Below are 13,755 nucleotides of genomic sequence, written 5' to 3'. Positions count from 1 at the left end.
GAAAATGATGAAAAAATTAGCGCTATTATTCCTATGCACTTTAACTTTAATAAGCTGTAACGTGGATGATGATGGACCTAGTATTGTGTATGAAGCTGCTGAAGTAATAGATGCAGATCTTCCAGAGGCTTTTGAAAATGGAAAAACCTATGAAATTGAAGTCACTTACAGGCTGCCCTCTGCCTGTCATGATCCTGCAGGAATTGAAGTTACCCGAGAAGGTACCACCGGGGAAAAACGCAGAAATATCTATGTTGTAGGAGTGGGATCGCGCGATGCTAACCTTACTAATTGCACTGATGAAGCAACAAATCTCGAACACACAACTTCCTTTTATATTACCATAGATGAGGCTGAACCTTATACTTTTAATCTTTGGATAGGTAAGAATGTAGACGATGAAAATCAGTACACCACCATTACAGTACCTGTAGAGGAAGGCATTTAGTTAGTTAGGAATATCTTTTAAGAGAAGGGAGTAAAGTTTATCGATGAGATAAGCTTTGCTCCCTTTCAGTTTAATGATACAATTGTTACTGTGAGCATAGGTTTATAAGATTAATTTTATAAGAGTATTTAAAAAATTCATTAAACAATCAACTATGAGAACTCTTGGAATGATTGGAGGAACTTCCTGGCACTCCACAATAATGTATTATCGTTTGATCAATGAACTGGTGGGAGAGAAAATTGGAACAGGCGCCAATCCACCATTAATAATCCATAGTATTAACATTCAACTAATGCGCGAGCAGAATAAGGAGAAGATCAACACTAAGTACCTTGAGGTATCGCAAAAACTACAAAATGCCGGAGCTGAAGCGATAGTGATATGTGCCAATACCCCACATATGGTTTACTCGTATGTACAACCTAAAATAAAGATTCCTATTTTACATATTGGGGATGCTGTAGGTAAGGAAGCTGCCAGGCTCAGCCTTAGTAAATTAGGCTTGTTAGGAAACAAGCCTACTATGACAGGTAGTTTTATTTCCGGTTTCCTTGAAAAAGAATACGGTATTGAAACAATTATTCCTATTGAAGAAAATATAGAACGATCCCACTATTATGTCTCACAGGAACTAACACAGGGAAAATTTACTGACGAAGCTAAAGATTTCTACCTTGAACAGATAAAATTACTACATGAAAGAGGAGCACAAGGCATCATATTAGGTTGTACCGAACTACCTATTTTAATTCAGCAGGGCCATATAGATATCCCTTTATTAGAATCTACCAACCTGCATGCACAATTAGCAGCAGATTTTATTCTCGGGAAAGAATAAGAAGTATATGTGCTCTTACTTTTTAAATAATAAAACCACCTCCAAGGTAAGAGGTGGTTTTCATTGTTATATTCTCGCGAAAAGATTAAATATTATACAAGCTCAGATTCATCTAAAACCTCTTCTTCTGAAGTTTCAGATGTTTTTGCAGTATGCCTCTCCTCTACGCTCTCTTCTTCCCCTGAAAAGTAAGGAAATACATCTATAATTGGAGATTCCGCTATTGCAGGAATTGTGTAATCACCCATGGTATTTTCCATCGCTTTTGTAGAATTCTCGTAGGCCTCTTTCACATCATTTGCTTGCACCAACATATACATGTTAGATTTTTTCTCCTTGCCGCTATTTTCGTCTAAAGCAATTAAAGACACCTTAGATTTAAACCATCTATCAGAATTTTCAAAAGGGTGTACCTCAGCCAGGTTAGCAACTTTTATATTGGTAATTAAAAACTCTTCACTAGTGTATGCCGCCATCTCTTCATTAATTCTGGCTTCTGCCTCTGTAAAGGAAATTGCATCTAGTAAATAAGTCTCTGTAGTAAGTTTTTGTTCTCCTGTATCATGTGTTTTTCTGTATTTCACTTTACACTCATACCAAGTTACGCTCATATCTATATTTTTTGGATGCCAAATATAAATTTTAAAAAAAGCATAGTCGATAATCCTGAAAATAGATATTCACAATCTGAATTTTCTATCTCATGGGAATAATCACAAAATTAAAATCTTAAATAAAAAGCTTTTCTTAATTGAATGTGACCATACTAATTATTGAGAGCGAAAATAAATCACCCTTAAACAATGTAAAACAAAAAGCCCACAACTCTCTTTGTAAGCTTTTTGTTTACTGATAAAGAGTGTTTATGCATCTTTAGCTTCTATTAGTATAACAAGTATTATTAAATATTACTCCTCTCGCCTTTTATATAAAAATCCTTTTTGCGTCTAATATAGATCAAACAATTGTAATTGGATTATAGCTTAATTATATATAAATATCTACACCCCACTAAAGGCTCCAAAACCTCCGTCTATAGAAATCACTGTTCCCGTTACAAACAAGGACTCATCACCCGCCAGCCAGTTTGCTACCCCTTGCAATTCTTCCGGTTTTCCGAAGCGCTTCATTGGAGTTTGAGTTATAATTGTATTCCCTCTATCGGTTAGAGTTCCATCTGAATTCAATAGAAGATCTTTATTTTGCTCTCCAATAAAAAATCCCGGAGCAATTGCATTAACCCTGATACCATCACCATATTTTTGAGCCATTTCTACAGCCAACCATTTTGTAAAATTATCTATTGATGCTTTTGCTGCACTATATCCCATCACCCTGGTTAATGATTTCTGCGCTGCCATTGATGAAATATTGATGATACTGCCTTTCTTATTTTCAATCATAGCTTTTCCAAAAACCGTGGTAGGTAATACCGTTCCTTTAAAATTAAGCTGGTTTACTTTATCAAAATCATCCATATCCAGGTCAAAAATACTTTGCTCCGGTGTAATAGTTGCGCCTTTCATATTACCTCCGGCTGCATTTACCAGAATATCAATACTGCCAAACTCCTTTTCAATAATTCCCCTGGTCATTATAAGCTTTTCCTTATCTAATACATCTGCAACCAAAGCGATGGCAGTCCCACCGGCTTTCCTTATTTCGGCTACGCGTTCCTGTACCGAGACTTGCCTTCTCCCTAAAATTCCAACCTTGACACCTCTTTCTGCCAGTCCTTTGGCTATTGCTCCTCCCAATACACCATTACCCCCGGTTATTACCGCTACCTTATTTTCCAAATTGTCCATCAATCGATTATTTTTAATTACAGGATTCTGATTATAACAACATTTATAAATTAAAGAAAATCTTCTCTAAGCGGGCTAAATACATCAATTAATATACCCGCTTCCATACATTCGGCCCCATGCTTCAGGTTTGGGTTTACAAAAAACGCATCTCCTTTTTGAAGGATTTCTTCCTTTCCGTCAATAGTGACTCTGAACTTACCTGATGCAACATACGATGCCTGACTATGAAAATGCTCATGCAGATACCCGATTGCGCCTTTTTCAAATTTCACCTTTACCATCATCAACTGAGCGTTATACCCGGTAATCTGTCGGGTTATGCCCTCCCCGGCTGGTTCCCAATTACTATCTTTTTCCTTAAAAAACCTCTTCCCTTCTATCATTTTAATGTTTTTCTTCCCATTCAGGATAATCAACCCTGAGTAACTTTTCAGCGTAATTATCTATATAGCTATAATTTATTCTACGTTCCTGTTCAATTTCATTTAGATGGGCTTTAACGATACCATCACGTCCCACAAACATTGGTTTTCCAGTGTTTATTTCATTAAACCGTCCCCATAGTGGGCCGCCGTTGGGATCATCTACAACTACCCTGTCATGACCTTCAGGAAGTGATTCATCCTTCACCCAGATCACTTTTTTACCCAATATTTTATTTTCTTCAAACCAATCTACAGCACTTCTAATAGAGGTTTTCACTTCATCAGCCGGATCTTTTAATTTAAGTAAATATTCCACGATCTCTGCGCTTTCCTTTCCGCTTAAAGAAGGTAATTCATAAGCCCTTGCTTTTGCCGGACTAAAATCATCCTTATCGTGTTGTGCACACCAAACTGTAAGTTTTCCATCAACCTCAACCTGGGTAGCCAGGATGATCTTTAATCCTTTATCTACGGCTTTTTGAGATTTCTCTTTGCTTTTATTATCCACAAACCTGTAAGGCTCATTATTCTCTGCAATATTCCTTAGAAGTTCCATCACTCCTATCATAGCGCCATCGTTGTAGGTAATATGTTCATAATAACCTTTTTTTATAGGGTAAAACTGGGGCCAGCCTCCATTTTCATATTGTGCTTCCAGTAAATAATCAATACCATTTAAAAAAGCCTTTTTATAGATCTCATTTCCGGTTGCTTTATAAACCTTAGCCAAATATCTCAACTGAGTATGTGTAGCTCCATTGTCTATTGTGGTACCTATTTTATTTGATTGTTCTTTTTTTAATTGCCGAATCTCCTCTCTGCTTAAAGGTTTGGCCATATCAATATTTTTCTGCCAACCACCGTTATTATGCTGATAAAGCAATACGTTATTGGCAATTTCCTGAGCATTTTTGCTCGAATACCATTGGTTAGGCTGGATTTGCGCCTTATGCCAGGTGATCTTTTTAGACTGGGCACAGACCAGTTGTATTCCTCCCAATAAAAGAAATATCATTAATACTATATGGTTTATTTTTTTAACACTTACATTTCTTTTCATTTCGATTTCAGTTATTTGAAAAATTCTTATTTATCACTTCCGGTTTAATATATTTTTTAAGTTCTAATTTTTTTCCTGCGATCTCCTGTAAGGCAAGACTTGCTATAATACTTGCGCCTTTTTCTGATAAATGCGTATCATCATGCCTGCCATCGGGTTCATAAGCATCTTCCCGGGGTTCCAGGTGCAAATGCAGTTTTTTAGAATCTTCCGGTCCATAGGCTATCTCTAATTTTTCCGTCATTAATTGCATATCTATAAAAGGAACCTCTAGGTACTCAGAGACCATTCTAGTTACTAAGGGGTATTCACCATGCGTGTCAACCAAAACTCCTTCCTCATTAAAATTCCTTCTTACTATAGAACTGAATAAAACAGGAGTAGCGCCTTTTTCTCTAGCTTCTTTGACAAATCTTTCCAGATTAGCCCGGTATTGCGTAAATGGGTTGGTAAATCTGGCTGAATCTTTCACTTTCTGATCATTGTGACCAAATTGAATAAACAAAAAATCCCCAGGTTTCAACTTACTTTTCACTTCTTCCCAACGACCTTCAGAAATAAAACTTCTGGTACTTCTGCCATTCACTGCGTGATTTTCAATGAGTATTTCTGAAGTCATAAATTCCGGAAGCATTTGTCCCCATCCGTGTTCCGGATTTCTTTCTGGATCTTTTTTATCAGACATGGTAGAATCACCAATTAAATATAAAGTGGGTTTTTCCTGAGCCAAAACGCTTAACGAGCAAAAGATAAACAGGTTTAAAAAGAAAGTTTTCATTACAAAAATTTTAATTTCCGAATTCGAAAGTCCCCAGATCTGGGGCTTCACCATTAAATGATAATCCTACATCAACGCCTTTGTCTATTAAATCACTCTCAGAAACCAAATGCATAAAAGTGACATCTGGCAAGCTACCATCTGATTTTCTGGGTAATAAGAGCTGTTCCACATCAAGGCTTTGAAAATCTTCTTCGGAAACCTGAACATTAAGCTGCCAGCTGTTATTTGAAATATTGGTTTGTGTGGCCAGGGTATTTCCTTTGGTACCTAAGGCAAGTGAGTTTTTAATAGTAAGTTTCGCTAAAGGATTTGTTGAACTAAAATTATAATTTGTTCCATTGGCAAAAGCAGAACAATTGTAAATAGTGACTTCTCCGCGATTGCTATTATGATCAAATCCATCGTAAAGGTTACCTACAGCAAGACAATTGGAATAGATTGCATTATGTTTTAATGTTTTATCGTCGCTACCACCAGTCTTAAAACCATTGCCATCTCCTCCCCCCTTGGTCCCGTCTCCAAGATAGCCATTTCTAAAAGCCCAGCAATTTTCATAAGTAGTGGTAATATCATCTGATCCGCGCAGGTATCCATCCCAGCCATCATCTAAATTATTCCATGCTCTACAACCAATAAATTTATTACCGGTTCCTGCGGTAAGTTTACAGGCGAATCCATCAGCATTTTCAATACTGGAATCGGCATTAAAAAAAGAATCGCAATTAAGAATCCGATTATTGGAAGCACCACTATCAATTTGCAAACCAGTATCAGCATTCCTGGAAAATGTACAGAATTCAATGAGATTATTGCTCCCTTCAATTTTCATCCCATTATCACCGGCACCGGAGATATCTATCCCTTTAATATGCCAATTTGAACCACTTAGAATAATTCCCTGATTTGAAGAGTTTTCACTCATTCCAGAAAAATCGAAAGCTGGTCTTTCCTGGAAATCATCTCCTATGAGGTATATTTTATTGTGGGCCTCTCCAGAATTACTTATTATAACTTTACTATTCAGTATATACATTCCTGCTTTAACCACAATAGAGTCTCCCGCTGAAGCATTTGAAATAGCATTGAATAATTCTGCAGTGGTAGCTACATAAATAGCCGATGATACTTCATGTTCGAGATCTGGATTAGATCCTGTTTCAGGAATTTCCGGTTTCAGGTCGGGACTGGATTCATCTGCACTGCAGGATGTTCCAATAATGGAAATTAGCAGTAGTACAAAAAGATATGTTTTTCTAATTTTCATTATATAATTTATTTTTTATTTCCTTCGACGCCCAGAACCAGTCATCGTCAAAAATATTCTTCAGCGTATATTTTTCAGTTTCCTGTTCTGTTAACTGATGGGACCATTCCACGCGAGTTTTAGTAGAAGCTCCGGGTCCGGAACTATTATATTCAGCATAATAAGTTGTTCTTTCCTTGTTCGGAAACATGTTATCTCCGGTCCAGGGATCCCAGCCTGCAGGAACAATATGCGCTCCCAGTTCAGAATGAATAAAAACAGTTCTGGCGTAAGAACGCCAGGGTCTTCCCAGGTAAACCTCATCTACATCACCAGCTGCTATAAGCTTACAATTGAAGAACACATAACCGAACTCCTGATTTTCTGGTGTGGCGGCCGCGGTGATAAAAGAATTCTTAAGACTTTTAATTGTACAGTTCTTGAATACCGCTGTAGCTTCCCCAAAAATGAAGTCGGTCGTACCTTCTATAAAACAATTAAGATAGAACTGTCTACTGCCTTCTTTGGCCGTATAAATAGTATCCTGGCACCCCATGATATTACAGTTTTTTGCGACGAATCGGTCACCTTCTACATGCAGCGCCACTGCCTGACCTTTTTCACACCATGAGTTCTTAATAGTGAGATTTTCAATTTTTATATCATTTCCCTGAACCAGTACCGTATAAGAAGTAAAAGTTGAGAATTTCTTTCCAGTTTGTGGATTCATCTTCCCGGAATAATCGTCATTTAGAATAACAACTCCCTCTTTACTTTCGCCAACCAATGTCAACTTATGTTTCCACGAGGGAATTTCAATTTTCTCATTGTAGGTTCCGTTTTTAATATGAATTCGCACTTCCCCGGGACCAAGATCACGGGTAGAATTAATGGCTTCCTGAATACTCTCAAAATCCCCTTTACTATCTTTTGAAACTGTAATTTCACGATAAGGTTGAGCCTTGAGTGATTTTTTTAAAGTTTTATCTAGAAAACTAAGCGTGAGGTCCAGGGTTTCATCAAACCAGGGATGCATTAGCCAGAAGGAATGCGGAGAATCCTGAATAGTATGTACTTCGTTATAAATACTGTGTTCATCGAGAATTTTCAGCATATCGTCCCTGCCCGCATGAAATCTTGGAAAAGAACTATTTATAAATAAAGTGGGAGGCGTGTTTTCATTTACATATTCCAGCGGGGAGGCTTCTTTCCATACATCATTTTTTTCTTCTTTTTCTCCCCCTAACCAGGTTGCAGCCATCCAGCCTTCTTCCGCATCGGGATGAATAAAAGAAACAATCCCATCAATATTCACGATGGCTTTTATCGATTTATCTGCAACTCCTAGTAAAGTCGCCAGCTGCGCACCTGCCGAAGCTCCTAAAACTGCAATTTCTGCAGTGTTTACTTGACATTTATCTGAATTTTCCCGCATCCATTTCAAAGCATCTATGAGGTCTTCTACTCCGGCAGGATACCTAGCTTCTGTTCCAAGACGGTAAGTTGCGGTCACCGCAACATATCCATTATTGGCAAGATGCTGCGCCATTACTCTTTGATTCTCTTTACTTCCGGTAAGCCATCCTCCACCATGAATTAATAAAACCGCAGGATACTTTTCTGCACCGGTATCTGGAATATACACATCGGCTTTTAAATCCTTCCCACTAACCGTCTTATAAACTACATTTTCCAGCGTCTTAATCTTACCAGATGTTAGAGTTTCAATAGGTTGAACAAAGGGATAATCTTTTTTCAGTTTTTCATAGGTAGTACTTATGCTATAAGGCTTTACTTCTCGTTTCTCCTGAGCCATTGCCCCAAGGTACGCAAGAAAAATACATAAGATTATATGTTGCTGAAATTTCATGGAAAAATTAATTTTTATTTAACCCCATTCTTGTTGAATTGTAATTGCTTCATTGCATCAAAAACCATCTGCGCAACTGCTTTTGCCCCTTCGGGCTGAAAATGAGTATTATCATTCTGCCCTTCAGGATAAGCTTCATATTTTGCAGGAGGCAGATTCATGAAATAATGTTCAGTCACATAGTCTTTGCCTTTTTTTGAGAAGTAATCCATACTTAACTGGTTAAGATCGATCAACATCACCTGCATTTCTACAGAAATATCCTTCACCGCCTGGTCATATTCGCCGTGTACATTTTGTAGGTGTTCATTTTCCCAGGGGTAATTCCTTGCAACCGGAGTAAGAATTATAGGATGGCCCCCTTTTTGCCTTGTCTGATTAACGAATAGTCTCAGAAATTCTTTATAACCTTCAATATTTACATAACGCTCCGGCTTACTTTCTGAAGCATCATTATGTCCGAATTGTATTAGCACTACATCATTCTTATTCAAATTTTCATAAACCGATCGCCATCTTCCTTCCTGAAAAAAAGTTCTGGTACTTCTTCCGCCTCTGGCAACATTTTTTACGAGAACGCTATCTGCCTTTACGAGACCTCTAATTTCTGAAAGACTGTCTGATACCATAAATTCCTGAAAAACCTGTCCCCAGCCGGTGAGTGGATACCTGGTTTTCATATAATCCTTTCCCTGATCATAATCTCCTGTATAATCGGCCATTGTGGAATCTCCTACCAGGTAAACCCTAACAGGTTTCTGCTGATTTGTAAACGCAATACATGCGAATCCCAAAAGTAGAACCAGGCTTATTTTCTTAATCATTTTCACAATTTTCTGTTTCCGATTCCAGGGCACCAAGATCCGGTGCTTTCCCAGAGTAACATTTTCCTATGATTTTGCCGGCATCCACTAATTTACTGTCCCTGGCAGGTCTCATAAAACCAACATCAGGCAGACTACCATCGCTTTTTCGGGGTGCAGACAATTCTGAAATTTCGGTAGATACAAAATCGTTGGTGGCTATGGTAAAATCCATTTCCCAACTATTATTTTCCACTTCTTCTTCCTCGGCATTATACTTTCCAAGTTCACCCAGCACAAGATTATTAATTACTACAATCTTGTCTAGACCATTTTTTTCTGAAAAGGCAAAATTCCTTCCGTTTCCGGTGGCAGAACAGTTAATTATGGAAACTGTACCTCGATTGCTGTTATGATCGAAACCATCGCTTGCATTACCGGCCACGATACATCTATAATAAGAAGCGTTATGTTTTCTAAGTTTATCATCGCTTCCACCGGTTTTAAAGCCATTCCCATCACCTTTTCCTTTAGTGCCGTCTTTTAAAAATCCATTCTTAAAACTCCAGCAATTGTCATAAGAAGTATGAATATTATTTGCTTCTCTTAGGTAACCGTCCCAACCGTCGTCTAAATTGTTCCATGCACGACAACCTATAAATTTATTACCCGAACCAACATCCATTTTTACCGCAAAACCATCGGCATTTTCCAATGAAGAATCTGCATTATAAAAAGAATCACAATTTAAAATAGTGTTATTTGAAGCACCATCATCCAGCTGCAGTCCGGTATCTGAACATTCAGAAAAGCTACAGAATTCTATATGATTGTTACTTCCTCGAATATGAAGCCCATTATCCCCGGCTTTGTAGAATTGCAGCCCCTTAATAAACCAGTTATCTGCCTTTAAAACCATTCCCTGGTTGGAGGAATCTTCTTTCATGGAAGAAAAATCAAGTTTGGGTCTTTCACCGGAAATATCCCCTACTAAATATATCTTGTTTTCTGAAGTTCCGGAGTCATTGATGTAAAAACGTTCGCTGACTTTATAATTTCCTTTATGTACAAATATGGAATCTCCCGGCTTTGCATTCGCTATCGCCTTTACAAGTTGCTCTGTAGTGCTAACTTCAATTAAATTAGCCTGCTTTTTCTTAGAATTATTAAGTCCAGATCTTTCCTTTATATCCGCTTCGGAAATACCGCTTTTTGAAAAATTGAGGTTTTTATTTTTTCCTGAAAGCTGAACAGCTGGTACATCGTATTTCTTATAGTCGATTTTATTCAGTTTTAGATCTTCAGTATTATGAATAATCATTGCCGGGCCCTGCTTCTGAAGGAGCCGTATATTTTTCATGGCAATATTCTTCGCATCAATAACCGTAATCCCTTCTTCAGTTTCAAATACAGAGTTTTTCAGCTGCACATTTTCGAGTTTCATTTCCGGCAGACCCATAAAAAAAGCAGCTTTATGAGAACCGGTAGCGGTAATATTCTTCATATAAATATTCCTGAAGACAGGTGTTTCAACCGTAACCGGCATGGGATTTTCATCACGAGCTTCATCTTCTGCCTTCTGATCCTGTTCAAGAATGGGTGAATTGCCATCGTAAAACATATTGAACCTGATGGCCTCTGTAGGGATATCAACCATGTTAATATTAGAGATATAAATATTTTCTACCACACCACCACGGCCGCGGGTACTTTTAAACCGAAGCCCCACATCGGTCCCCAGAAATGTACAATCTGAAACATGTACATTCTTAACTCCCCCGGACATTTCACTACCTATTACAAAACCACCATGCCCATGATAAACAATATTATTTTTTACTATCACGTTTTCTGTGGGCATTCCACGATCAAGTCCGTCCTTATTTTTACCTGATTTAAAACAGATCGCATCGTCTCCCACATCAAAACTATTATTATAGATCACAACATTTTTGCAGGATTCCAGATCGATCCCGTCTCCATTCTGGGAATACCAGGGATTTCTAACAGTTAAATTTCTAACCGTGATATCTTCGCTCATGAAAGGATGAATATTCCACGCAGGGGAATTTTGAAACGTTGGCCCATCCAGTAAAATCTTCTTACTCTTAACGATACTCACCATAACCGGGCGTAAAAAATCCTTAACTGAATCTAAATGCTCTTCTGAAATTTTATCGGGAACATTGAATCTGGTGGTACTGTTATACCCCAGCTTAGATTTTTCTGAAGGAAACCAGGTTTTTTCATCCTCGGAAAGAACACCTCCGGAATTTACCAGTTCTTTCCAATGATTATCGGTCATTTTTCCTTTCTGTACCGGTCTCCAGGCGTCACCATTCCCATCGATAATTCCGTTACCGGTTATGGCGATATTTTCAACTTCCCGTGCATTTAAAGGAGAAACGCAGCGCAGCGTATTTAAACCTTCAAAGCTGGTATTAACTAACGGATAATCATTGAAATCTTTGCTGAAGACTATATAAGCACCATCTTGCAGGTGTAAATTAATATTACTTCGAAAATGGATCGGCCCGGTGAGCCACATTCCTCTTGGAACCACTACTTTTCCGCCGCCATTTTCGGCTACATCGGCAATAGCTTTTTCAAAGACCATAGTGTTCTTTTGAATTCCATCGCCTATCGCTCCAAAATCCAGGATATTCACTTCATAATCTGGAAATTCAGGTTCAGCCACCTTTGGCATATCAAATTCGATATTCTCATAAAGAGAATGGAGATCTATACCTGTTTTTTGTTGAGCATAGAGCGCGGGAATTCCAGATAAAAAAAGGCAAATAAGCATTGCTAATCTTAAAATGTGTCTCATAACTATTAATTCTGATGAGTTATTTTGTAATTCTGAAATATGCAACATCGGCATAGCCTCCACGCTTCGCCTTCTGCGCGCTTACACTAAACAAACCAATTTTAGCTCCAATCCATTTTCCTGGTTGAGCCCTAAAAGTTTCGCCTATTTCTGTGAATGTTTTACCGTCCTGGCTGTAACTGAATTGGCACATGGCGTTCGGAGCACTTACCTCAACACGAAAAATGACTTCGTTGGAATTAATTCTTTTTTCAGCAATCACTTCTTCTTCTGTTCCGCCAATAGCACCTATCGCCTGAGTTTGCCTTATGAGAAATCCTTGTTTATCATGCGTAATCGTTAAAGTTGCATAATCCATTCCCATAACAGTGAGTCCGGCGCGCTTTCCTTCTTCAGCTTCTTCGGGGATAAGTCTGATTTTGGTAGTGGCTGTAAAATTGGGTGCAGGAAATTTTTGAAGCAGTAGATTTGGAGTCATCCATAAATTCTTATAATCTTCCTGAGCTTTTATTGAGAATAACCTCAAATAATCTTTCCCGGGTAATTTCGCATGCCATACCACTTCCGGATTAGCATTCCACTGCCACTGCAACCCTAAACTATCTGAAGTGAATTCATCGGTTTCAGCCGGAGTAAGGATGGAATATTCTTTTTCTATAGCGGGCTTTTTATAAGATTTTACCGGCTCTCCAATTCCATTTCCGTCCTTGTCCTCCCCCATTACCGGCCAGTCATTTTTCCAGCTCATTGGTTGCAAGTGAACAATTCTTCCATAAGCTTCTACATCCTGAAAATGATAAAACCAGTCTTCTCCTTTTGGAGTTTCCACCCAGGCGCCCTGATGCGGACCATTGATTTCAGTACTTCCCTGCTCCAGAACTACTTTTTCCTCATAAGGGCCATAAATATTCTTAGATCTTAAAACTAATTGCCAGCCTGTTGCAACTCCTCCAGCCGGAGCAAAAATATAATAGTAAGCATTTCGCTTATAAAATTTGGCTCCTTCCACCGTTGGATGATCATCGTGACCATCAAATACGTGTCTTCCTTCATCCAAAACTTTAGTGCCTTCTGTGTTCATTTTATTAACTGAAAGAAGACTTTTAACTCCTGCTCTGCTACCTGCATAAGCATGTACCAGGTAAGCTTTACCGTCGTCCTCCCATAAAGGTGACGGATCAATAAGGCCTTTTCCTTCCATTACGAGCACCGGTTTTTCCCAGTTTCCGAAGGGATTATCGGTTTTCACCATATAAATTCCATGATCAGGATCACCCCAGTAAATATATAATTGGTTTTTATGGGACCTTATACTTGGTGCCCAAACGCCATTTCCATGCTGAGGAATATTAAAAGTCTCTTCCGGAACCTGTTTTAATAAAGCATAGTTGACCAGTTTCCAGTTCACCATATCTTTTGAGTGCAGAATAGGCAAACCCGGAGCAGCGTTAAAACTGGAAGCAGTCATAAAATAATCATCTCCAACTCTTGCTACATCTGGGTCTGAATAGTCTGCATAAAGAATAGGATTGGTGTAAGTGCCATCGTTATTATCTGAAACCCAAACTTCTGACTTATAGGCAGGATTCTGAGCCGAAACACCTATTGCTAATAGAAATAAAAGGTTCAGGCAATATCTCATT

12 protein-coding genes are annotated in these 13,755 nt (G+C 38.3%); 2 read left to right on the top strand and 10 right to left on the bottom strand.

From position 1 onward, the window contains the following. Positions 1 to 4 precede the first annotated feature (4 nt). On the top strand, positions 5 to 448 hold the full coding sequence (locus L1I30_RS05345; RefSeq protein WP_236133232.1) for a hypothetical protein: 444 nt from the start codon (positions 5 to 7) through the stop codon (positions 446 to 448). Between the two features lie 154 nt (positions 449 to 602). Then, positions 603 to 1,289: an aspartate/glutamate racemase family protein gene (locus L1I30_RS05340; RefSeq protein ID WP_236133231.1), complete on the top strand. Its 687-nt coding sequence runs from the start codon at positions 603 to 605 to the stop codon at positions 1,287 to 1,289. Positions 1,290 to 1,381: 92 nt separating this feature from the next. Here L1I30_RS05340 and L1I30_RS05335 read toward each other — a convergent pair whose 3' ends face one another. The 10 genes from L1I30_RS05335 to L1I30_RS05290 all read right to left on the bottom strand — a co-directional run bounded on the left by L1I30_RS05335 (position 1,382) and on the right by L1I30_RS05290 (position 13,754). Beyond that, positions 1,382 to 1,900 (bottom strand): DUF4494 domain-containing protein, encoded by a 519-nt coding sequence (locus tag L1I30_RS05335; protein WP_236133230.1) that lies wholly within the window; start codon positions 1,898 to 1,900, stop codon positions 1,382 to 1,384. A 390-nt stretch (positions 1,901 to 2,290) separates the two neighbouring features. Continuing rightward, the gene (locus tag L1I30_RS05330) at positions 2,291 to 3,097 is read right to left on the bottom strand and encodes an SDR family oxidoreductase (RefSeq protein ID WP_236133229.1); all 807 of its coding nucleotides are present in this window, start codon (positions 3,095 to 3,097) and stop codon (positions 2,291 to 2,293) included. A 50-nt stretch (positions 3,098 to 3,147) separates the two neighbouring features. Then, positions 3,148 to 3,483, bottom strand: a complete 336-nt coding sequence (locus L1I30_RS05325) for a cupin domain-containing protein (RefSeq protein ID WP_236133228.1) — start codon at positions 3,481 to 3,483, stop codon at positions 3,148 to 3,150. A gap of 1 nt (position 3,484) precedes the next feature. Continuing rightward, positions 3,485 to 4,585 (bottom strand): pectate lyase, encoded by a 1,101-nt coding sequence (pelA, locus tag L1I30_RS05320; protein ID WP_236133227.1) that lies wholly within the window; start codon positions 4,583 to 4,585, stop codon positions 3,485 to 3,487. 7 nt (positions 4,586 to 4,592) lie between these two features. After that, positions 4,593 to 5,363: a rhamnogalacturonan acetylesterase gene (locus tag L1I30_RS05315; protein ID WP_236133226.1), complete on the bottom strand. Its 771-nt coding sequence runs from the start codon at positions 5,361 to 5,363 to the stop codon at positions 4,593 to 4,595. Between the two features lie 10 nt (positions 5,364 to 5,373). Next, entirely contained in the window at positions 5,374 to 6,630 is a 1,257-nt protein-coding gene (locus tag L1I30_RS05310) for a right-handed parallel beta-helix repeat-containing protein (RefSeq protein WP_236133225.1), read from the bottom strand. Next, positions 6,620 to 8,479 carry a pectinesterase family protein gene (locus tag L1I30_RS05305; RefSeq protein WP_236133224.1) on the bottom strand — a complete coding sequence of 620 codons (1,860 nt, stop codon included), beginning with the start codon at positions 8,477 to 8,479 and terminating at the stop codon, positions 6,620 to 6,622. The genes L1I30_RS05310 and L1I30_RS05305 overlap by 11 nt, the downstream gene beginning before the upstream one ends. 14 nt (positions 8,480 to 8,493) lie before the next feature. Then, complete coding sequence (locus tag L1I30_RS05300; RefSeq protein WP_236133223.1) at positions 8,494 to 9,303, bottom strand: rhamnogalacturonan acetylesterase; 810 nt, start codon at positions 9,301 to 9,303, stop codon at positions 8,494 to 8,496. Then, on the bottom strand, positions 9,296 to 12,112 hold the full coding sequence (locus L1I30_RS05295) for a right-handed parallel beta-helix repeat-containing protein (RefSeq protein WP_236133222.1): 2,817 nt from the start codon (positions 12,110 to 12,112) through the stop codon (positions 9,296 to 9,298). Before L1I30_RS05295 ends, L1I30_RS05300 begins: the two co-directional genes overlap by 8 nt. 19 nt (positions 12,113 to 12,131) lie before the next feature. Continuing rightward, entirely contained in the window at positions 12,132 to 13,754 is a 1,623-nt protein-coding gene (locus L1I30_RS05290) for a glycoside hydrolase family 43 protein (RefSeq protein ID WP_236133221.1), read from the bottom strand. Between the last annotated feature and the right edge of the window lies 1 nt (position 13,755).

The sequence above is a fragment of the Gillisia lutea genome (genome assembly GCF_021568705.1).
Lineage (GTDB): Bacteria > Bacteroidota > Bacteroidia > Flavobacteriales > Flavobacteriaceae > Gillisia > Gillisia lutea.
Note: the sequence above shows the minus strand (reverse complement) of the source record. Positions and strands in the feature narration are given on the sequence as shown.

Bases quoted from the DNA above. Each gene is read 5' to 3' on its own strand.
- L1I30_RS05345 (WP_236133232.1), top strand. From the start codon at position 5: ATGATGAAAAAATTAGCGCTATTATTCCTATGCACTTTAACTTTAATA.
- L1I30_RS05340 (WP_236133231.1), top strand. From the start codon at position 603: ATGAGAACTCTTGGAATGATTGGAGGAACTTCCTGGCACTCCACAATA.
- L1I30_RS05335 (WP_236133230.1), bottom strand. From the start codon at position 1,900: ATGAGCGTAACTTGGTATGAGTGTAAAGTGAAATACAGAAAAACACAT.
- L1I30_RS05330 (WP_236133229.1), bottom strand. From the start codon at position 3,097: ATGGACAATTTGGAAAATAAGGTAGCGGTAATAACCGGGGGTAATGGT.
- L1I30_RS05325 (WP_236133228.1), bottom strand. From the start codon at position 3,483: ATGATAGAAGGGAAGAGGTTTTTTAAGGAAAAAGATAGTAATTGGGAA.
- pelA (WP_236133227.1), bottom strand. From the start codon at position 4,585: ATGAAAAGAAATGTAAGTGTTAAAAAAATAAACCATATAGTATTAATG.
- L1I30_RS05315 (WP_236133226.1), bottom strand. From the start codon at position 5,363: ATGAAAACTTTCTTTTTAAACCTGTTTATCTTTTGCTCGTTAAGCGTT.
- L1I30_RS05310 (WP_236133225.1), bottom strand. From the start codon at position 6,630: ATGAAAATTAGAAAAACATATCTTTTTGTACTACTGCTAATTTCCATT.
- L1I30_RS05305 (WP_236133224.1), bottom strand. From the start codon at position 8,479: ATGAAATTTCAGCAACATATAATCTTATGTATTTTTCTTGCGTACCTT.
- L1I30_RS05300 (WP_236133223.1), bottom strand. From the start codon at position 9,303: ATGATTAAGAAAATAAGCCTGGTTCTACTTTTGGGATTCGCATGTATT.
- L1I30_RS05295 (WP_236133222.1), bottom strand. From the start codon at position 12,112: ATGAGACACATTTTAAGATTAGCAATGCTTATTTGCCTTTTTTTATCT.
- L1I30_RS05290 (WP_236133221.1), bottom strand. From the start codon at position 13,754: ATGAGATATTGCCTGAACCTTTTATTTCTATTAGCAATAGGTGTTTCG.